General features: G+C 68.7%; 16 protein-coding genes. 7 read left to right on the plus strand and 9 right to left on the minus strand.

Annotated elements, in window-relative coordinates; all coding sequences use genetic code 11:
- Positions 1 to 5: 5 nt before the first annotated feature.
- On the minus strand, positions 6 to 518 hold the full coding sequence (locus OYT95_RS30485; protein WP_005252722.1) for an Lrp/AsnC family transcriptional regulator: 513 nt from the start codon (positions 516 to 518) through the stop codon (positions 6 to 8).
- A 138-nt stretch (positions 519 to 656) separates the two neighbouring features.
- Here OYT95_RS30485 and OYT95_RS30490 point away from each other — a divergent pair, with 138 nt between their 5' ends.
- Both OYT95_RS30490 and OYT95_RS30495 read left to right on the plus strand, forming a co-directional pair.
- Positions 657 to 4,169: an indolepyruvate ferredoxin oxidoreductase family protein gene (locus tag OYT95_RS30490; protein ID WP_322789936.1), complete on the plus strand. Its 3,513-nt coding sequence runs from the start codon at positions 657 to 659 to the stop codon at positions 4,167 to 4,169.
- A gap of 6 nt (positions 4,170 to 4,175) precedes the next feature.
- Positions 4,176 to 5,270, plus strand: coding sequence for a Glu/Leu/Phe/Val family dehydrogenase (locus tag OYT95_RS30495; RefSeq protein WP_268789911.1), 1,095 nt, complete (start codon positions 4,176 to 4,178; stop codon positions 5,268 to 5,270).
- A gap of 68 nt (positions 5,271 to 5,338) precedes the next feature.
- On the opposite strand, the gene OYT95_RS30500 is transcribed toward OYT95_RS30495, so the two are convergent.
- The 7 genes from OYT95_RS30500 to OYT95_RS30530 form a co-directional block, all read right to left on the minus strand.
- A complete protein-coding gene (locus OYT95_RS30500; protein WP_037226956.1) occupies positions 5,339 to 5,752 on the minus strand; it encodes an ester cyclase in 414 nt (137 codons plus the stop codon).
- A 96-nt stretch (positions 5,753 to 5,848) separates the two neighbouring features.
- Complete coding sequence (locus tag OYT95_RS30505; RefSeq protein WP_112298737.1) at positions 5,849 to 6,316, minus strand: winged helix-turn-helix transcriptional regulator; 468 nt, start codon at positions 6,314 to 6,316, stop codon at positions 5,849 to 5,851.
- Positions 6,317 to 6,426: 110 nt separating this feature from the next.
- Positions 6,427 to 7,002 carry a TetR/AcrR family transcriptional regulator gene (locus tag OYT95_RS30510; RefSeq protein WP_005252730.1) on the minus strand — a complete coding sequence of 192 codons (576 nt, stop codon included), beginning with the start codon at positions 7,000 to 7,002 and terminating at the stop codon, positions 6,427 to 6,429.
- 54 nt (positions 7,003 to 7,056) lie between these two features.
- Complete coding sequence (locus OYT95_RS30515) at positions 7,057 to 7,641, minus strand: TetR/AcrR family transcriptional regulator (RefSeq protein ID WP_112298736.1); 585 nt, start codon at positions 7,639 to 7,641, stop codon at positions 7,057 to 7,059.
- Positions 7,642 to 7,645: 4 nt separating this feature from the next.
- Entirely contained in the window at positions 7,646 to 8,839 is a 1,194-nt protein-coding gene (locus OYT95_RS30520) for an acetyl-CoA C-acyltransferase (RefSeq protein ID WP_112298735.1), read from the minus strand.
- A 64-nt stretch (positions 8,840 to 8,903) separates the two neighbouring features.
- Entirely contained in the window at positions 8,904 to 10,091 is a 1,188-nt protein-coding gene (locus OYT95_RS30525; RefSeq protein WP_268789912.1) for an acyl-CoA dehydrogenase family protein, read from the minus strand.
- 43 nt (positions 10,092 to 10,134) lie between these two features.
- Positions 10,135 to 10,878, minus strand: coding sequence for an SDR family NAD(P)-dependent oxidoreductase (locus tag OYT95_RS30530; protein WP_037226970.1), 744 nt, complete (start codon positions 10,876 to 10,878; stop codon positions 10,135 to 10,137).
- 301 nt (positions 10,879 to 11,179) lie between these two features.
- On the opposite strand from OYT95_RS30530, the gene OYT95_RS30535 reads away from it, so the two are divergent.
- From OYT95_RS30535 to OYT95_RS30555, 5 genes are all read left to right on the plus strand, one after another.
- On the plus strand, positions 11,180 to 12,469 hold the full coding sequence (locus tag OYT95_RS30535) for an MFS transporter (RefSeq protein ID WP_037226973.1): 1,290 nt from the start codon (positions 11,180 to 11,182) through the stop codon (positions 12,467 to 12,469).
- Entirely contained in the window at positions 12,469 to 14,136 is a 1,668-nt protein-coding gene (locus OYT95_RS30540) for an AMP-binding protein (RefSeq protein WP_268789913.1), read from the plus strand. Before OYT95_RS30535 ends, OYT95_RS30540 begins: the two co-directional genes overlap by 1 nt.
- On the plus strand, positions 14,124 to 15,098 hold the full coding sequence (locus OYT95_RS30545) for an NADPH:quinone oxidoreductase family protein (protein WP_268789914.1): 975 nt from the start codon (positions 14,124 to 14,126) through the stop codon (positions 15,096 to 15,098). The genes OYT95_RS30540 and OYT95_RS30545 overlap by 13 nt, the downstream gene beginning before the upstream one ends.
- Before the next feature lie 81 nt (positions 15,099 to 15,179).
- On the plus strand, positions 15,180 to 16,313 hold the full coding sequence (locus OYT95_RS30550) for a methyltransferase (protein ID WP_128641761.1): 1,134 nt from the start codon (positions 15,180 to 15,182) through the stop codon (positions 16,311 to 16,313).
- A 69-nt stretch (positions 16,314 to 16,382) separates the two neighbouring features.
- Positions 16,383 to 17,969, plus strand: a complete 1,587-nt coding sequence (locus OYT95_RS30555) for a glycosyltransferase family 39 protein (protein ID WP_268789915.1) — start codon at positions 16,383 to 16,385, stop codon at positions 17,967 to 17,969.
- Between the two features lie 4 nt (positions 17,970 to 17,973).
- On the opposite strand, the gene OYT95_RS30560 is transcribed toward OYT95_RS30555, so the two are convergent.
- Positions 17,974 to 19,422, minus strand: a complete 1,449-nt coding sequence (locus tag OYT95_RS30560; RefSeq protein WP_268789916.1) for an outer membrane protein assembly factor BamB family protein — start codon at positions 19,420 to 19,422, stop codon at positions 17,974 to 17,976.
- Positions 19,423 to 19,426: the final 4 nt, after the last annotated feature.

Raw genomic sequence — 19,426 nt, forward strand, 5'->3', positions numbered from 1 at the left:
CGGTGCTACCGCTGTGAACGGGGCAGTGCCGTGGACCGGCCCCACCCGGAGTCGTCGGTGAGGTGCTCGAGCAGCGGCTGAATCCGGTACGGCAGCGGGCTGGTCAGCGCGATGGTCGTGGTCGAGTGCGTGATCCCGGGCAGGTTCGCGATCTTCTCGAGCAACTTCTGCAGCTCCGCGTGCGTGGACGTGGCCACCCGCACCAGCAGATCTTCGCGGCCGGTGGTCGCGTGGATCTCGATGACCTCCGGCAGGTCGACGAGGCGATTGCCGACGGCGGTCAGCTTGCCCTGTTCGAGTTCGAGCCCGACGAACGCCTGGATGGGAATCCCGACCTCGGCGAGGTCGAGGTTGGGGCGGAAACCGGTGAGCAGTCCGCTGGTCTCCATGCGCTTCATCCGGGACTGGACGGTGTTGCGGGCGACGCCCAGCGAGTTGGCGAGTTCGGCCACGCTCATGCGTGAGTCCTTGCCGAGCAGTCCGAGCAACTGCACGTCGAGCTTGTCGATGCTGAGCACTTTGGGTACCTCCGGGAAGTGACGACCGTCACCTGTTGCGTGAACTGATCAGTTGATGCGATTTGCGTTGACCAAATCTTAGACCAGATACAGGATCAAGCTCACGAAATGCTCAACGCGACGGATCGGGAATCGCAGATGACTCAGCTAGACGACGCTCGCACCAGTGCAGCATCCTTTGATCTCGCCGACCGATACCGGGCCGACTCGGGCCCGGTGTTGATGACCGGTGTCCAGGCCATCGCCCGCCAGCTGGTGGAGCAGCACGAACGCGACCGCCGCGCGGGGCTGAACGTCGCGACGTTCGTCTCCGGCTACCAGGGCAGCCCCCTCGCCGGCCTCGACCGCACCATCGCCGCCATCCCCACGTTGAGCACCGACCACGACGTGAAGTTCGTGCCCGGCATGAACGAGGAACTCGCCGCGACGTCCGTCTGGGGCAGCCAGGTCGACCTCCCGCAGGGCGAGCGCACCCACGACGGCGTCGTCGGCGTCTGGTACGGCAAGGGCCCCGGCCTCGACCGCGCCAGCGACTCCATCCGGCACGCCGCCATGTACGGCGCCAACGCCCGCGGCGGCGTCCTCGTCCTCGTGGGCGACGACCCCAACGCCAAGTCCTCCACCATCCCCTGCGCCAGTGAGCGGTCCATGGCCGCGATGGGCATGCCCGTGTTCTTCCCGCGCAACGCCGAGGAGGTCATCACGTTCGGCCTCTACGGTGTGGCGCTGTCGAGGATCTCCGGATGCTGGTCGGGCATGAAGATCGTCGCCGACGTGGCCGACGGACTCTGGACCCTCGACCGCGACTTCGCGGACCTCGACATCGTGCTCCCCGACATCGAGTGGAACGGCAAGCCGTGGTCGTACCGGCAGCGCGTGCTCGCGTCCCCGCCCGACAGCGTCTACGCCGAGGCCGACCTGTACGGGCCGCGCTGGGCGATGGTCGAGGCGTTCAACTCCGCCAACGAGATCGACAAGATCGAGGTGAACCCGCGCACCGCGTGGCTGGGCATCGCCGCCGTCGGCACCGCCTACGACTCGCTGCGCCAGGCCCTGCTCGACCTCGGGCTCGGCGACTCCCAGCTCGAGGACGCCGGCATCCGCATCCTCCGCGTCGGCATGCCCTACCCGCTGGGCGCCGACAAGGTTCGCGAACTCGCCGACGGTGTCGAACAGGTCCTCGTCGTCGAGGAGAAGATGCCGTTCGTCGAGTCGCAGCTCAAGGACATCCTCTACGGCGGCGCCAGCGCACCCGCCGTGCTGGGGAAGAAGAACGCGCAGGGCAAGAACCTGATCCCCGTCGACGGTGAACTGACCGCCGCCCGGCTCACCGGACCGCTGCGCCGCGTCCTCAAGGACCGGGTCGCGCTGACGCCGGCCCCGCCGCCGCGCCTCGAGCTGACCGTCCTCCCGACGTCGCGCACCCCGTACTTCTGCTCCGGCTGCCCGCACAACCGCTCCACCGCGGTGCCCGAGGGATCGATCGCGGGCGGCGGCATCGGCTGCCACACCCTGGTCACGATGTCCGGCCGCACCGACAGCGCCGTCACCATGCTCACCCAGATGGGCGGCGAGGGCGCGCAGTGGATCGGGCAGGCCCCGTTCAGCGACGTCAAGCACATGTTCCAGAACGTCGGGGACGGCACCTACTTCCACTCCGGCCAGCTCGCCGTCCAGGCGTGCGTCGCCGCCGGCGTCAACATCACGTACAAGGTGCTCTACAATTCCGCCGTCGCGATGACCGGCGCACAGGACGCCGAGGCCGGGCTGACCGTGCCGCAGCTGACCCACAAGCTGGCGTCCGAGGGCGTCAAGCAGATCATCGTCTGCGCCGAGGACCCCAAGCGGCACAAGGGAGCCCACTTCGCCGCCAACACGCTGCTGTGGGACCGGACCCGGCTCGACGAGGCGCAGCGCGTCCTCCGCGACATCGAGGGCGTCACCGTGCTGATCTTCGACCAGCAGTGCGCCGCCGAGGCCCGCCGCAAGCGCAAGCGCGGCAAGCTGCCCGCCCGCCGCACCCGCGTCGTCATCAACGAGGCCGTCTGCGAAGGCTGCGGCGACTGCGGCGTCAAGTCCAACTGCCTGTCCGTGCAGCCCGTCGACACCGAATTCGGCCGCAAGACCAAGATCGACCAGACCAGCTGCAACACCGACTACTCCTGCCTCGAGGGCGACTGCCCGTCGTTCGTGACGGTCGAGCTGCCCGAGGAAGGCGCGCCGAAGACGTTGCGCGAGATCCCGGTTCCGCCGGAGGTCGGCGACCCCGATCCGGCCGTGTGGACGGGAACGCACAACCTGTTCATGGCCGGCGTCGGTGGAACCGGCATCGTCACCGTCAACCAGGTGCTCGGCATGGCCGCGTTGCGCGCCGGGCTGCACGTCGAGGGACTCGACCAGACCGGTCTCAGCCAGAAGGCCGGACCCGTCACGTCGCACCTGCGGCTCAGCGATCAGAAGACGCGTTCGGGAAGCTCGGCGCCGTCCAACCGGATCAGCCCCGCGACCGCCGACTGCGTCCTCGCATTCGACCTGCTGACGGCGGCCGACGCCAAGTACGCCGGCTTCGGCAGCTCCGAGCGCACCATCACCGTCGCGTCGACCAGCCAGACCCCGACGGGCGACATGGTCTACGACCCCGCCGTCCGCTACCCGGACGAGGACAAGCTGCTCGAGCGTCTCGACGTCTCGGCCCGCGAACTGACCGCGATCGACGGGCTCGCCGCCGCCACCGCACTGTTCGGCAGCACGGCCGCCGCCAACTTCCTGCTGGTCGGCGCCGCCTACCAGGCCGGTGGACTGCCCGTCCCCGCCCGGTTCATCGAGGAAGCCCTCGAGATCAACGGGGTGGCCGTCGAGTCCAACAAGGCCGCGTTCCACTGGGGACGCGTCGCCGTCGCCGACCGGGCGGCCTTCCTCGCCGCTACCAGCTCGGCCGCCGTGCCGCAGCGCAGCGACACCGTCGTCCCGACGCACCTGTTCGCCGGATCCACCTTGGGCGGTGCGACACGTGAGCTCACCGAACGCCGCGCCGCGAACCTCGTCGCCTTCCAGGGCGACCGCATCGCCGCCCGCTACATCGCCCTGGTGCAGCAGGCATGGGACGCCGAGCGCGAGCTGGGCAGCCGGACCGAGTTCAGCGAGGCCGTCGCCGCCGGCCTGCACAAGCTCACCGCCTACAAGGATGAGTACGAAGTGGCCCGGATGCTCACCGACCAGGCGTTCCTCGACGCCGCCGCCGGCGAGGTCCCCGGCGCGGGCAAGCTCACCTACAAGCTGCACCCGCCCGTCCTCAAGGCCATGGGCCGCAAGACCAAGATCGGATTCGGACCCCGCTCGCACGTCGCGCTCAAGACCCTCGCCAAGGCGAAGTTCCTGCGCGGCACCGCGTTCGACCCGTTCGGCTACGCCAAGGTCCGTCGTCTCGAGCGTCAGCTGCTCGCGCACTACGAGTCCACGGTGGCCGGGCTCCTCGCGGACCTCTCCGCCGACACCTACGACACCGCCACGCTGATCGCCGCGACTCCCGACCTCGTCCGGGGCTACGAGGACGTGAAGCTGCGCAACGTCACCGTCTACCTCCAGCGTCTCGCCGAACTCGGCGTCGACACCTCCACCATCACGATTGCCACCACTCCGGAAAGGTCCTGAGAACACATGACTCTCACCGCGGAACGTCACGACACCGCACTGCCCGACAACGCTGGAGTGTTCGAGCGCACCGATTTCCCCACCGACACCGCCCACGAGCAGGTGACGTTCTTCCAGGACCCCGCCACCGGACTCAAGGCGATCGTCGCGATCCACGACACCACCCTCGGGCCGGCGCTCGGCGGCACCCGCTTCTACCCGTACGCCGACGAGGCCGCCGCCCTCAAGGACGTGCTGCGCCTGTCGCGGGGCATGACCTACAAGTCGGCGATCGCCGGAGTCGACCTCGGCGGCGGCAAGGCCGTCATCATCGGCGACCCGGCCACCGGCAAGTCGGAGGCGCTGCTCGAGGCGTACGCCCGGTTCGTCCAGACGCTCGGCGGCCGGTACATCACCGCCGGTGACGTGGGCACCAACTCCGACGACCTCGACGTGATGGGCCGCGCCACCGACTTCGTCGTCGGACGCAACACGTCCGCCGGCGGGTCCGGCGACAGCGCCCCGATGACCGCGCTCGGCGTGTTCCAGGGCATGCGCGCCGCCGCTCAGGCGAAGTGGGGCACCGCGAGCCTCGCCGGCCGCACCGTCGGCGTCGAGGGCACCGGCAAGGTCGGGTACCAGCTGATCAAGCTGCTGCTCGCCGACGGCGCCTCGGTGGTCGCCACCGACGTCAACGCCGCCGCACTCGACCGCGTGGCCCGCGACTTCCCCGAGGTCAAGATCGCGTCCACCGTCATCGACCAGGAACTCGACGTCTACGCACCCTGCGCGATGGGCGCCACGCTCACCGACGAGTCCGTCGCCGCGATCACCGCCCAGGTGATCTGCGGGGCCGCGAACAACCAGCTCGCTCACCCCGCGGTCGAGCACGACCTCGGCGAACGCGGCATCACCTGGGTTCCCGACTACGTCGCCAACGGCGGCGGACTCATCCAGGTCGCCGGTGAGCGGCTCGGCACGTCCGCCGACGACGTCCGCGCGCAGGTCGAGAAGATCTTCGCCACCATCGTGCAGATCCTCGACGTCGCGAAGCGGGACGGCATCCTCGCCGGCGCCGCGGCCGACGCCGTCGCCGAGGCCCGCATCGCAGCAGCCAAGTAGGCCGCTCCGCCGCCCGTGAGTGGTTGACGAGTCTCTGCACTCGTCAACCACTCACGGGCGCGAAGCGCCTAGGCCGTGAGCCGCCGGTGCAGCTCCCAGGCGTTGCGCTCGACGCGGTTGGATTCGAGCATCCCGTCGGCCCGGACGTTCCACACCGCGGTGCCCGTCAGATGAATGGGTTGCCCGTCGGGTTCGGTGCCCATGAATCCGCGATTGCGGCCGGTCATTTCCCACAGCGACGCGACGCGGGAACCGTCCTCGTTCTGGAACGTTTCGACGGGGATGAACTCCAGATCCTCGACGGTCGACTGAAACTTCAGCACCCATTCCCTGAAGGCGTCACGGCCGCGGATCGCCTCTCCACCGGTGACGATGACGAAATCGTCGACGACGAGTTCGTCGATCGCGTGAGGCTCCTGGGGTGACTGCCACACCCGGGCCCAGAAATTCTCGACTGCGTGAACTCCGTGTTGTACAGACATGGTTTCCTTGCCTCTCGCTAACTTGGTATTTCCAAGTTAGCACGGATATGACGAGGTCGCGTGCTCGTTTTCGTGAGTGTGCGGTGGGCGGTGCGGCTAACCCTGCGACTCGCCCGCCGGCGTTCCCCGTTGCACATGCACGGCCGATGCCGGAACACGTCGACCGTCGTCGGTGACGAAAGCGAGGGACACGGCCTCGCCGGTGGTCTCGTCGGTGTACTCGGGGGAGGTGCTACCCGGACGCGGCAGATGGTCGCGACCGAACTGGCCCAGTGCACCGATCACGACATGCAGCTGCTTGCCCTTCTCGGTCAGCACATACTCCAGACGTTCCCGCGACCCTTCCTGGCGGTAGGCGCGGCGTTCGAGGATTCCTTCGTCGGCGAGCATCGCCAACCGTGCGGTGAGCACGTCGGACGCCACCCCGAGACTGCGGGTGAACTCGGAGAATCGGCTGTGGCCCCAGAAGGCGTCGCGGATGATGAGCAGCGTCCACTTGTCGCCCAGGAGTTCGAGGGTGCGCGCGATGGAGCAACGGGCAGGGGTTGCCGGCAACGGACTCATGCGACGAGGATAGTCCTCACTGGCTTGGTGCGTCCAAGCCAGCGGCTCCGCCGCCCGTGCGCGGCGAACGAGTGCAGAGACTCGCTAACCGCGCACGGGCGCGAAGCGCCTCACGCCCGCATCCCCGTGACGACCGCGTCGAGGAACTCGTCCGCGATCTCCTCGGGTGTCTCGGCGCCCGCGGGGGTGATCCAGAGGTAGCTGTAGTTGAACATGCCCAGCAGGCCCTTGACCATCAGCCGCGGGAGAGCGCGGAACTGTCCGTCGCGGATGCCCTGCTCCAGCGCGTTCCGCCAATGGGACTCGTAGCGTTCACGTTCGGCGATGATGCGATCCCGACGCTCGTCCGTCAGGGCGTGGTACTCGCGGAAGAAGACCGTCCACTCCGCACGGTGCTCGGCGATGTTCCGCATGAGCGCCCGTGCCAGGCCACGCAGCCGTTTCTCCGGATCCGCCTCGGACAGCGCGAGTTCGTCGGCGACCGTGTTCATCTGCGCGAGTTGCCGGCTGCTGATCTCGTAGAGAATCGCCTCCTTGCTGCCGATGTAGTGGTACAGCGCGCCCCGGCCCAGCCCGGTGGCCTCACCGATCTCGGCGACCCCGGTGCCGTGGTAGCCCGACTTCGCGAACAATTCGGCGGCCACCTGCAGGACTCGGTCCCGGTTGGCGTCGTACTTGTCGCTCATCGAAGGGCCCCTTTGTCTCCCGGCGGTCGAAGATGTGAGTCTAGACGGCCGGGATCACGGGTTCGGCACGGCCAGCCCGGTGATCAGGGCGTCGAGAAACCCGTCGGCGATCTCCTCGGGGGTGCGGGCCCCGTCGGCGGTGAGCCAGAGGTAGCTGTAGTTGAACATGCCCAGCACACCCTTGATCATCAACGGCGGCAGCAGTGTGAACACCCCCTCCCGGACACCTTGGTCGAACGCGTGCCGCCAATGCGATTCGTACCGTTCGCGTGCCGCGACGACCCGCGCACGCCGATCGCCGGTCAGGGCGTGGTACTCGCGGAAGAAGACCGTCCACTCCGCGCGGTGTTCGGCGATGTTGCGGAGCAGGGCCCGGGCGAGACCGCGGAGGCGGCGCTCCGGATCCGGTTCGGTCAGGGCGAGCTCGTCGGCCACGTCGTTCATCTGCGCGAGTTGCCGGCTGCTGATCGCGAACAGGACCTCCTCCTTGCTGCCGATGTAGTGGTAGAGCGCCCCGCGGCCGAGCCCCACCGCCGTGCCCAGGTCGGCGATCCCGGTGCCGTGGTAGCCCGACCGCGCGAACAGCTCGGCGGACACGCGCAGAATTTCGGCGCGGTTGAGGTCGTACTTGGTGCTCATCGAATCACCGTTCGACGTGCACGATCAGGGCCTGCCCCTGGCCGCCGCCACCGCACAGCGCCGCTGCGCCGACGCCACCGCCGCGGCGTCGCAGTTCGAGCGCGAGGTGCAGGACGATCCGTGCCCCCGAGACGCCGATCGGGTGGCCGAGCGCGATCGCGCCGCCGTTGACGTTCACCCGGTCCGCGTCGAGACCGAGGCGTTCGGACGAGACGAGTGTGACCGCGGCGAACGCCTCGTTGATCTCGACGAGATCGAGGTCGCGCGGCGCGATCCCCTCGCGTCGGCACGCGGCCTGGATGGCGTTCGACGGCTGCTCGTGCAGACCCGAATCGGGCCCGGCGACCACCGCGCGTGATCCGATCTCGGCCAGCCACGACAGTCCGAGCCGGACGGCCGTCGACTTCCGCGTGACCACGACGGCGCAGGCCCCGTCGGAGATCGGTGACGAGTTGCCCGCCGTCAGCGAGCCGCCGGCGGCGAAAGCGGGAGGCAGGCCGGCGAGGTCCGCTGCCGAGGTGTCGGCCCGGATGCCCTCGTCGTGGCCCACGTCGGTCGATTCACCCCGACCGAACGTGACCGGAACGGGAACGATCTCGGCCGCGAAGACACCGTTTTTGCGCGCGCGTGCGGCCGCACGGTGCGAGCGTGCGGCCCACTCGTCCTGGGCCTGCCGGGTGGTCCCGTACTCGGGATTCCTCGACTCGGTCAGCGCCCCCATCGACGACCCGGTGAACGCGTCCTGGAGCCCGTCGAACGCGAGGTGGTCGATCAGAACCGTGTCGCCGTACTTGTGCCCGCGACGACTGTTCCTCAGGAGGTGCGGCGCAGCGCTCATCGATTCCTGACCGCCGGCGACCACGATGTCGGCGTCGCCGGCGACGATCATCTGGTGCGCCAGCGTGATCGCGTCGATTCCGGAGAGGCACATCCGGTTGATGTTCAGTGCCGGTGTCGTCATGGGGATTCCGGCGGCCGCCGCCGCGACACGCGCCGGCAGTTGGCCGCTGCCTGCCGTGAGCACCTGACCCATGACGACGTGGTCGACGGCGTGTGCGTCGACGCCGGCGGATTGCAGCGCACCACCGATCGCGTGGCTACCCAGCTCCTGGGCATTCAGGCTCGACAGCGATCCCATGAAGCGTCCGAACGGGGTTCGTGCCCCCGCGACGAGGACGGTGGGGTCGTGGTCCGTCATTGTTCGTCTCCTTCGAGAGCGTGGTGCCGCCCTGCGCCCGTTCCCGGCCGCAGGGCGGCTGATGTCAGTTATTGCGCGACGTCTCGAAGGCGTCGGAGAACGCGTACCCGTCGAGCAGACGTCCCGCGGTGACCAGGTACTGGATCGTCGGTGTCCCCTCCTCGAGCCAATTGAGGCGGGCGTCGCGGTAGAGGCGCTCGATCGGGTGCGCGCGCGTGTATCCGATTCCGCCGTGAATGAGCAGTGCCCGGTCGGTCACCCGGCCGACGGCCTCGAGACCGAACAGCTTGCACATGCTGGCCTCGGCTGGAATGCGTTCGCCCGCATCCCACTTCTGTGCAGCGTCGGCCAGGATCCCGCGCAGGGCATAGACGTCGGTAGCCATCTCTGCCAGGTAGCGCTGGATGGCCTGTCGTGTGCCGATCGGCTTGCCGAACGTGACACGGCTCTTCGCGTGGGCGATCGACAGTTCGAGGGCGCGCTCGGACGTGCCGAGCGAACTCGCGGCGATGAATACGCGGCTGATCTCCAGTGCGCGTTCGAGGTGCTCGTTTCCCTGTCCTTCGGCGCCGACGAGGGCGGTGGCGGGAACGCGGACGGAATCGAGGGTGACGCGTCCGTGCTCGGTGCCCTTGCACCCCATCGTCTCGGGAAGCGCTGCGATCGAGAGACCGTCGGTCTCGCGGGGGACGAGGAACGCGGAGACGTCCGTGGCGGTCGTCTTCGCGAAGACGATGAAGTGAGAGGCGATGTCCGAGTTGGTGATCAACCACTTCTCGCCGTTCAGGACGTAGTCGTCGCCGTCGCGCACCGCGGTCGACCCGAGGTCCGCGCCCGTCCCGAAACCCGGCTCCGTCAACGCGAACGCGACCGAGTTCCGGCCCGTGGCCGTGCCCTGCAGCACGTCCGCCTTCTGCCGGTCGCTGCCGATCTCGGAGAGCGCGTGGGCGAAGGAGTTGTGCACGTGGACGATGACCCGGAGCCCGCCCTGGACCTTCGCGAACTCGGCGATGATCGGTAGGTACTGGGCGATCGAGAGGCCGCTGCCACCGTACTCGCGGGGGACGAGCAGGCCGAGTGCCCCGATCCGCTCGAGGATGGGCATGACGATGTCGTGTGGAACCTGCTCGTCGTCCTCGATCCGTTGTTCGAGCGGATCGAGTTCGGACCAGATCGCCTCGAAAATGCGGTCCCGGAGCGTCAGGTACTCCGACTCCGGAAGTCCGACCGAATGCGTGAGTGTCGCGGTCATGGTGTTGATTCCCTTCGTTGTTGGTCGTTGCGGTCGTGGTGTGTCACAGCGCCCAGCCACCGTCGACAGTGAGGACGGAGCCTGTGCAGAATGTGGCGTCTTCGCTGAGAAAGACTGCGGCCTTCGCGATTTCGTCGACGGTGCCGAATCGGCCGAGGACGGTTTCTCGTTCGATGCGCCTGCGTGCGGAGTCGGGCACCGCGTCGGTCATGTCGGTGGTGACGAAGCCGGGGGCCAGCACGTTGACCCGGATGCCGTCACGCGCGACCTCCTTGGCGAGCGACCGACCGAAGCCGATCATCGCGGACTTCGCACCCGCGTATGCGGTGTCGCCGGGGTGACCGATCAGGCCGACGACCGACGACACCAGCACGATGCTGGGTGACCTGCCGTGCGCGAGGTGGGGCAGGGCGGCCCGGGCGAGGGCGACGGTGCCTCGGAGGTTCGTCTCTATCACGCTCCACCAGGCGTCCGGATCCGTCTCGACGAGCCGCCCGCCCGACCACTGGCCCGCGTTCAGGACGAGCGAATCGAGGTGTCCCCAGTGGGTGACGACGCGTTCCACCGCGGTGGGCGCCGTGGTGTCGTCGTGCAGGTCGAAGCGGATCGGGAGCACCTGTTCGGGGGCGTCTGCGGCGAGCTTCTCGGCGTCGTCACGACCGGTTCGGTACGTGCATCCCACTCGGCAGCCGCGCTGCGTCAGGGCTGTGGTGACGGCGGCCCCGATGCCGCGGGAGCCGCCGGAGACCAGCGCGACGCGGGTGTCGTCGTGATCGTTCTCGTTCATGAACGAAAATGTACTGATCGATCCAAGAATAGTCCAGGATGATTGCAAACATCTCGTTGAACAGTGCATATGATCATTTACTACGCGAGGTCAGAATGTGGATCGATCGGTACAAGATGTCTTGCGGTCGACGTTCGGGATGTGCTAGACCTGTGACCGTGGCCACACGGGGTGACGGCGCGGACGATGTCCGATCGGCGAACCCCGGACGAGGCCCGACGGCCCGCTCACAACCGCGGTGGCACCGGATGGACACACGGCAACCGCACCGCCCCACATCAGCAGCGATGGGAGATTCGATATGAGAGTCATCGACGACCTGGAGGTCACGCGGGTCAAACCCCGGAAGGTTGCCTTCGCGTCCTTCGTCGGAACGGCAATCGAGTGGTACGACTTCTTCATCTTCGGGACCGCGGCCGCCCTGGTATTCGGCAAGGCGTTCTTCCCGTCGTTGAGTCCGCTGTCGGGAACGCTGGCAGCGTTCGCGACATTCGGTGTCGCGTTCGTGTCGCGTCCCGCAGGCGCGATCGTCTTCGGGCACTTCGGAGACCGGATCGGCCGCAAGAAGATGCTGGTGTTCTCCCTGGTACTGATGGGTTCGTCGACGGTCGCGATCGGACTCATCCCCACCTACGGAGCGATCGGTCTCGCGGCGCCCGTGCTGCTCGTCCTCGCGCGCCTGGCACAGGGCTTCGCGGTCGGCGGAGAATGGGGCGGCGCGGTACTGATGGCCGTCGAACACGCACCGCGCGAGAAGCGGGCGTTCTACGGCAGCTGGCCTCAGGCCGGCGTTCCTGCCGGACTCGTACTCGCGACGCTCGCGTTCCTCCTGGTCGAGCAGCTTCCGGAGGATCAGGTGCAGGCATGGGGATGGCGGCTGCCGTTCCTGGCCAGCGCCGGGCTGGTCGCGGTCGGAATGTACGTGCGACTGAAGGTCGTCGAATCGCCGGAGTTCGAGAACGTCAAGCGCAACAAGAAGATTGCCGACTTCCCGATCCTCGCGGTCCTGCGGGGCGAGAAGCGCGCGCTGGGCGTCGGGATTCTCACCCAGGCCGCCTCCCTCGTGCCGTTCTACCTTGTCACCGTCTTCGTCCTGTCGTACGGTCCGAAGGAACTCGGAATCTCGCGGCAGACGATTCTGTTGAGCATCCTCGTCGCGTGTGTCCTCGACATCCTGTCCGTGCCCTACGCGTCGATGATCGCGGACCGGATCGGAGCACGGAAGATGTTGATCTACGGGTCCCTCTACATGGCGGCGATCGCGTATCCGTTCTTCTGGTTGCTGTCGACCGGCGCGGGTGTCGCCGTCCTGCTGGCGATGATTCTGATAATCACCATCGGTCACGCCGTCACCTATTCCGCGGTGGCCGGATACGTCACCGGTCTGTTCCCGGCCGAAGTCCGGTACACCGGCGCGTCCGTCGCCTATCAGTTCGGTGGTGTCGTCTTCAGCGCTCCCGCACCGTTCATCGCGGTGGCGATCGCTGCCGAGACGGACGGGTCGTGGGCCCTGGCCGCGTACATCGCCGCGGCGTGCGCCATCACGGTGCTGGTCCTGACCCTGACGAAAACTGCAAAGGTGAATCACTGATGCCTCTCGACAGACTCGCCACGTCCGCACTCGCCGGCGCCTGGCAGGACATCGAATCCCTGCTGGACCGCGACCCGTTCGGTGGCGACTTCAACACCGCCCACGAAATCTGCACCCGCTATGCGACCGACCCGAACCGGGTGGCGCTCACCGTCCGGCACGAGGACGGCTCGGCCGACCGCTGGACGTACCGCGAACTCGACAGGCTCGCCGCCAAGGCGGCACGGGTGTTCGCCCGCGCGGGGCTGAAGCGGGGAGATCGCGTCGGCGGACTGCTCTCGCGGCAGGTCGAGAGTTGGATCACCGCACTGGCGGTGTGGCGCTCCGGGCTGGTGTACGTGCCCTTGTTCGGCGGGTTCGCCCCGGACGCGATCGGCCTGCGCCTCGACGCGGCGGGAGTCCGCGCGGTCGTGGTCGATCAGCGGTACCGACCGGCCCTCGCGGAGGCGCAGGGGACCCACGGACTCGATCCGGCCGTGTTCGTCGTCGGCGACGTCGCGGCCGGCACGGGCGACCGGTCCTTCTGGACGGAGGCCGAGCGGGCCGACGCCGACGGCCCGCTCGCGACCACGGCACTCGGGGACACCGCCACCCTGCTGTTCACCAGCGGAACATCCGGAACACCGAAGGCGTGCACCATGACCCACGCCACTTTCGTCTCCGTCCTGCCCTACGCGAAGAGTGTTCTCGGGGCGACCCGCGACAGCGTCGTCTTCTCGACGTCGGATCCGGCGTGGGCGTTCGGGCTGTACAGCACCGGTGCCGCTGTCATGGCGCTGGGCGTGCCGCGCGTCATGTACTCCGGGAAGTTCGTCCCCGAGGCCTGGCATCGCGTCATCCGGGAAGAGAAGGCCACGATCCTCACCACCGCGCCGGCCGCGTTGCGGCGACTGACGGCGACCTTCGCGCAGGACGGGGTGCCGCCGACGCTCCGCACCGTGGCCGCTGCCGGCGAACCACTGACCGCCGCGGTCGCCGCGGCCTGGGCCGGCACCGGTGCGCCCGCCGTGCGCAACGGGTACGGACTGTCCGAGGTCGGCATGCTGCTGGGCGACACCCAGGGCACCGAAACGCGGTCCGGTCCGGGCTGGATGTCCGCCACGATTCCGGGTTTCGACACCTTCCTCGCGGACCGAGACGGTCAACCGGTGGCCGAGGGCCAACCGGGCCTGATCGCGGTACGGCGGCCCCGGCACCAGATGTCCAGCGGGTACGAGAACGCCCCCGATCTGTGGGCCGACCGCTGGCGCGGCGACGTGTTCCTCACCGAGGACCGGGCCGTCACAGACCCTGACGGACGGTGGCAGATACTCGGCCGGGACGACGACATGATCATCGCGTCGGGCCACAACATCAGCCCGGTCGAGGTCGAGAACGCGCTGTTGCAGCACCCGGCGGTCGCCGACGCCGCGGCAGTCGCGTACGACGATCCGATCCGGGGCGGAGTGGTCCGGGTTGTCGTCGTCCGCGCGGACACCCGGGCCGACGACAGCGACCTCGTCACGCAACTGAAACACCTTGTCGCGCAGCGGGTCGGACCCTACGCGGCACCCAAGGTCGTCGACTTCCGTCCCGAACTCCCGCGCACCGAAGTCGGCAAGTTGCGCCGGGCGGCCGTCCGCGAACTCCCGACCACATCAGCGGGGGCAACCGCGTGCGCGCAATGAGGGTCACCGCGCTCGACGGTCCCCGGGCGCTCGCCCCGGTCGAGGTCGACGAGCCCGTCGCGGACGAATTCGCGATCCTGGTCGAGGTTCACGCGGTCGGGGTGTCGTTCCCGGATCTTCTTCTCACCCAGGGCCTGTACCAGTACAAGCCGGAACTTCCCTTCGTCCCCGGCGGCGAGGTCGCCGGGATCGTGCGGTCAGCGCCGGACGGCAGCGGATATTCCCCCGGGGACCGGGTCGTCGGATTGACCGGTGTGGGGGGCGCGATGGCCGACGTCGTCGCACTGCCGCCGGAGACGACTTTTCCACTTCCCGACACGATTTCGATGTCCGCGGGCGCCGCACTGCTGTTCAACTACCTCACCGTGCATTTCGCGCTGGTTCGTCGTGGACGCCTCGAGGAGGGTGAGTCGGTACTCGTCCAGGGCGCGGCGGGAGGCATCGGCACCGCCGCGATCACACTGGCACCTCACCTCGGTGCGTCGCGGACCATCGCGGTCGTCAGTAGTGAGGAGAAGGCGGAATACGTGCGGGGTCTCGGCGCCTCCGATGTCGTGGCCACCGGGAATTGGCGGGACGAGGTCCTCGCGATCACCGACGGCCGCGGGGTGGACGTCGTGGTCGACCCGGTCGGGGGCGATCGCTTCACCGACAGCGTCCGATCCCTGGCGACGGGCGGGAGGATTCTCGTGATGGGTTTCACCGGCCGGGACATCCCCACGGTGAAGGTGAACCGACTGCTCCTGAAGAACGCGTCCGCAGTGGGAGTCGCGTGGGGCTCGTGGTGGGCCGAGGACCCCGGACGATTGTCCGCGCAGTGGAGCGAATTGTTCCCACTTCTGTCGTCGGGCGCGTTGACGATTCCGGAGCCGACGCGGTACCCGTTCGATGCAGCCGCCGAGGCCCTGCTCGATCTCGAACACCGCCGAACCGTCGGGAAAAGTGTTCTCACCCTCCGGTGAGGCGGCTTCGCCACCCGTGAGTGGTTAACGAGTGCCTGCACTCGTTAACCACTCACGGGCCGTAGGCCTAGGCTCTCCCTCATGGAAACCGAGTTCGTCCGCTGGACCGAGGACGGCACCGAGCATTCGGCGGTGTGGCGGTCCACCAGCGGGGCGACGCCCCCGAAGAAGATCCGGGTGGCCGACGACTCGATGACCGCCGACGAGGCCTACCGCCTGGCGTGTGAGGGGACGGCCCTGCTGTGGCGCGGCGACTTCCACAACGCCCGCCAACTCGGCACCGCCGTCGCCGCCCGCACCGACCGCAAGACCCGCAAAACGTCCACCGACCCCGCCACCGCGTTCCACCTGCACCGGCAGACGCAGTCGCGGCGGGCGGGGATCCTGGGGATGCTGCTGGTGCCGTTCGACGCCGACCAGACCGTCCCGCTGCGACGCGCCCCCGACGTCCGGCAGGCGGTGCTCGAGGCGTACGGACCCACAGACCAGCCGACGGTCACCACACTGCGCGACCTGCTCGGGGCGATCGGCGCCCACGAGTGGCAGAAGAAGGGCGTCGAGATCCCCGCCCTCGGGGCTCGCATCCACCCCGGTTACGGCGTGTTCTCACCGATTCGCGGCGAATACGTCGACCTCGTCGCCGACACCCCGCTCCCGTCCCTCGTAACGGCGTTCGACATCGGCACCGGCACCGGTGTGCTGGCCGCCGTCCTCGCGCACCGCGGCGTCGAGAAGGTGATCGCGACCGAACTCGACGCGAACGCGCTCGCCTGCGCCCGGGCGAACCTGGACCGGCTCGGCTACGCCGGTCAGGTGCAGGTGGTGGAAACGGATCTGTTCCCCGAGGGCCGGGCACCGCTGGTCGTGTGCAACCCGCCGTGGATTCCCGCCCGCCCCACGTCGCCGATCGAGTACGCGATCTACGACCCGGACAGCCGGATGCTGCGCGGTTTCCTGGGCGGCTTGGCCGAGCACCTCGAGCCCGGGGGAGAGGGCTGGCTCATCCTGTCCGACATCGCCGAGCACCTCGGACTGCGGACCCGCGAGGAATTGCTGACCCTGATCGCCGACGCCGGACTGACCGTCCTCGGGCGCCGCGACGTGGCGCCCCGGCATGGCAAGGTCGCCGACCGTTCGGATGCGCTGCACGCCGCGCGCAGGCGGGAAGTGACGTCGCTGTGGCGGCTCGGTGCGCAGGACTCGCCCGCCGGGTAGTAACGGGGACGCACTCCGGAACGGTCTCCACGTAGGTCATTGATTTCACCTACCTCGAGGAACCGCGAGATGACGTCGCCCCCGCCCGTGCTGGCCAGTGAGTCGCGGCCCACCGGTGCGGAGCGGGGAACCCGGGCGTTCACGAGATGGTGCGACCCGCTCCTCCTCGGACTCGTGGCGGTCGCGATCTCGGGCTTCCGGTCCTGGTCGCCGTCGTTCTGGCACGACGAGGCGGCCACCGTCTCGGTCGCGGGGCGCGAGATCCCCGACATGGTGCGGTTGCTGTTCGACGTCGACGCCGTCCACGGCGCGTACTACCTGGGAATGCATGCGTGGCTGCGCGTCGTCCCCCTGACCGAGTTCTGGGTGCGACTGCCCAGCGTGGTGGCCGTGGGGATCGGCGCCGCCGGGCTCGTCGTGCTCGGAAAGCTGGTGTCGACGCGACGGGTGGCGCTGGTCGCGGCGCTCGTGTTCGCGACCCTGCCGCGGGTGACGTCCGCCGGCATCGAGGCGCGCTCGTACGCGGTGTCCGCGGCGCTGGCGGTGTGGGTGACCGTCGTGTTCGTCGTGGCCGTGCGCCGGCGGGCGGGCACCGCCTGGGTGCTGTACACGCTGCTCGTCGCGCTCTCGACCACGGTGTTCCTCTACAGCATCCTGATCGTCGCCGCGCACGTCGCGACGCTCGCGATGACGAGGACCGGACGTCGCGGTGTCGGGTCCTTCCTCCTGGCGGCAGGCGCGGGCATCGCGATCGCGGCGCCGGTGACCGTGCTGGTGCAGTCGCAGGCGGATCAGGTTTCGTGGATCGACGGCAGGAATTTCGATCTCGTGTGGATCGTGCTCGTCGAGCAGTACTTCGACAACGCACTTCCGGTCGCCGTCGTCTCCGGACTGCTCGTCGTCGCCGGAGTGACGGTCGGCATCGTTCGTGGGCGTGACTGCCGGGACGGCGAACAGCCCGCGCTTCTCGCGACGGCCGTGCCCTGGCTCCTGGTGCCCACCGCGCTGGTCCTGCTGTATTCGCTGACGTCGCAGAACGTGTATCTGGGTCGCTACTTCACGTTCACCGCCCCCGCGTTCGCACTGCTCCTCGGACAGTCGACGGTGTGGATCGCCGGCCTCGCCGGACGACGGTCGACGCCCCTTCTCGCGGTGATCCTCGCGCTGTTCGGTGCCGTCGCCCTGCCGCACTACCTCGTGCAGCGCGGACCGTATGCCAAGCCGAGCGGCATGGATTACAGCCGCGTCGCGGACCTCGTCGAATCCGAGGCGGCACCCGGCGACTGCGTGCTGTACGACCTGAAGAACGCGTGGAATCCCGGCCCGATGCGCACCCTCGAGGCGGTGGATCCGCCCGCCTTCGCCGCCCTCCGCGACATCTCGCGGGGATCGACGGCCGCGGAACTGGGCGGATTGTGGGACGAGACGCTGGCGCCAGATCGCATCGCGGACCAGATCAGGAGCTGTCCGGCGATCTGGCTGCTGACCGACCGCTCCGCGGGTGTCGACAGCCACACCGGGTCCGCCGTCGATTCCCGTGATCCGGTGGCGCTCGGCGCCAACTTCCGCGTCGTGCGGTCCTACGGTTTCGCCGTGCAGGAGCGGTGGCAGCTCAACGTCAGCCAGGTCGTCCACTTCGTCCGGCCCGCCGCGTAGCGACTCACTTCGCCGCGCCCAACCCGACCATCGTCCCCGACGTCAGGTAGACCAGGCGGGTGTCCGACGCCGCGACGACGGGTGTGCTGCCCCACGAGTCGTCGTCGATCACGGTCTGCAGGGGGAGCGCCCACAGTTCCTCGCCGGACCGGACGTTCTCGGCCCGCAGGACATCGGATTCGAGCAACACTGCGGTGTCGCCCTCTGCGGCGACGACGGTGCCGTACGAGTCGGAGTTTCGTTGCCACAGCCGTTTCCCGGACCTCAGGTCGAGTGCGGCTTCCGTCTTGCCCTCGTAGTCGCGCAGCAACGCGACATCCCCCAGGACGGCGACGGCGGTGCCCTGCGTGGTGTTCGGGCCGTACGACTCCGGAGTGTTGACTCGCGGCGTCGACACGAGATCCGAGCTCGTCCACAGCAGTTCGCCCGTCATCCGGTCGTAGGCGCCGTCACCGAGCAGCACCGGAATCGTGGTGTCGGCGGGGCGATCGGCTGCGAGGGTGTGCACCGCCTCCACGTCCGATGCCGCGAGGACGCGACCGGTGCGATCGACGGCCTCGGAGCCCAGCACCGTGCTGAGGGTGCAGTCGCTGTGGACGCGGATAACCACCCCGCCCTCGGTGGCCCGGGCGGACTGCGTGCAGTCGGGCAGAGTGCGGGTGAACGTCGGTGTCCCGGTCGCGAGGTCGAACCCCGCCACCTCCCCGCCGAGTTCGAGCACACCCTGACCGTGCTCGGTGCTCATGAGGTGGCCGAACGCGTCCTCCCACGCCGAGCCGAGGTCGAACCGCTGCGACCAGCGGGCATCGGGGTCGGTGGGCACACCGCTGTGGACCCGGATGTCATCGGATTCCGGGTCGCCTTCCATCACGTACAGCCAGTCGTCGGCAGCCGTCATCGCGAGGATCGTCCAATCGGTGGGAGTGCGGGTCACGGAGCCGTTCTCGGTGTCGACCGCCAGGATGACGGGTGCGTCCTCGAAGGGAGTCGTGTAACAGACCATCCGCCCGGCAGCCAGGGTGTCGGCGCACCCGCCCAGCGACTCGACCGGCGTCTCCCAGCGCACCGATCCGGTGTCGGCGTCCACCCCGGCCAACCGCGTCTCGTCCAGCCCGGACGTCTGCTGGTTCACCAACCCGATCATGGTGACCAGCACCTGTCCGGCGTCGACGAATCCCGGCTCGCCCGAGTCGAATCCGCTGCCGTACACAGGGTTGCGGAAGACGGCGAACTGTCGATCGTAGGTGGCTGCCGCATCCAGCGACCACTCGGGGCCCGGTGCCCCGGGCGACGCCTCCGGGGCGTCGGGACCCACAAAGCCGGTGACCACGGGGATGTTCACCTCCTGATATTCCGGTTCGTGCACGATCACGGTGGCGACCGCGCCGGCGACGGTCACGACCGCCACGAGCGCTGCGGCCCAGAGATTTCGGGTGCTCGTGTCGAGGCCCATGTCG

This window comes from Rhodococcus sp. JS3073, from assembly GCF_026810085.1.
GTDB classification, from domain to species: domain Bacteria; phylum Actinomycetota; class Actinomycetes; order Mycobacteriales; family Mycobacteriaceae; genus Rhodococcus_F; species Rhodococcus_F wratislaviensis.

Coding starts and splice junctions, on each gene's coding strand:
- OYT95_RS30490 (WP_322789936.1), top strand. CDS start 657: ATGACTCAGCTAGACGACGCTCGCACCAGTGCAGCATCCTTTGATCTC.
- OYT95_RS30495 (WP_268789911.1), top strand. CDS start 4,176: ATGACTCTCACCGCGGAACGTCACGACACCGCACTGCCCGACAACGCT.
- OYT95_RS30500 (WP_037226956.1), bottom strand. CDS start 5,752: ATGTCTGTACAACACGGAGTTCACGCAGTCGAGAATTTCTGGGCCCGG.
- OYT95_RS30505 (WP_112298737.1), bottom strand. CDS start 6,316: ATGAGTCCGTTGCCGGCAACCCCTGCCCGTTGCTCCATCGCGCGCACC.
- OYT95_RS30510 (WP_005252730.1), bottom strand. CDS start 7,002: ATGAGCGACAAGTACGACGCCAACCGGGACCGAGTCCTGCAGGTGGCC.
- OYT95_RS30515 (WP_112298736.1), bottom strand. CDS start 7,641: ATGAGCACCAAGTACGACCTCAACCGCGCCGAAATTCTGCGCGTGTCC.
- OYT95_RS30520 (WP_112298735.1), bottom strand. CDS start 8,839: ATGACGGACCACGACCCCACCGTCCTCGTCGCGGGGGCACGAACCCCG.
- OYT95_RS30525 (WP_268789912.1), bottom strand. CDS start 10,091: ATGACCGCGACACTCACGCATTCGGTCGGACTTCCGGAGTCGGAGTAC.
- OYT95_RS30530 (WP_037226970.1), bottom strand. CDS start 10,878: ATGAACGAGAACGATCACGACGACACCCGCGTCGCGCTGGTCTCCGGC.
- OYT95_RS30535 (WP_037226973.1), top strand. CDS start 11,180: ATGAGAGTCATCGACGACCTGGAGGTCACGCGGGTCAAACCCCGGAAG.
- OYT95_RS30540 (WP_268789913.1), top strand. CDS start 12,469: ATGCCTCTCGACAGACTCGCCACGTCCGCACTCGCCGGCGCCTGGCAG.
- OYT95_RS30550 (WP_128641761.1), top strand. CDS start 15,180: ATGGAAACCGAGTTCGTCCGCTGGACCGAGGACGGCACCGAGCATTCG.
- OYT95_RS30555 (WP_268789915.1), top strand. CDS start 16,383: ATGACGTCGCCCCCGCCCGTGCTGGCCAGTGAGTCGCGGCCCACCGGT.
- OYT95_RS30560 (WP_268789916.1), bottom strand. CDS start 19,422: ATGGGCCTCGACACGAGCACCCGAAATCTCTGGGCCGCAGCGCTCGTG.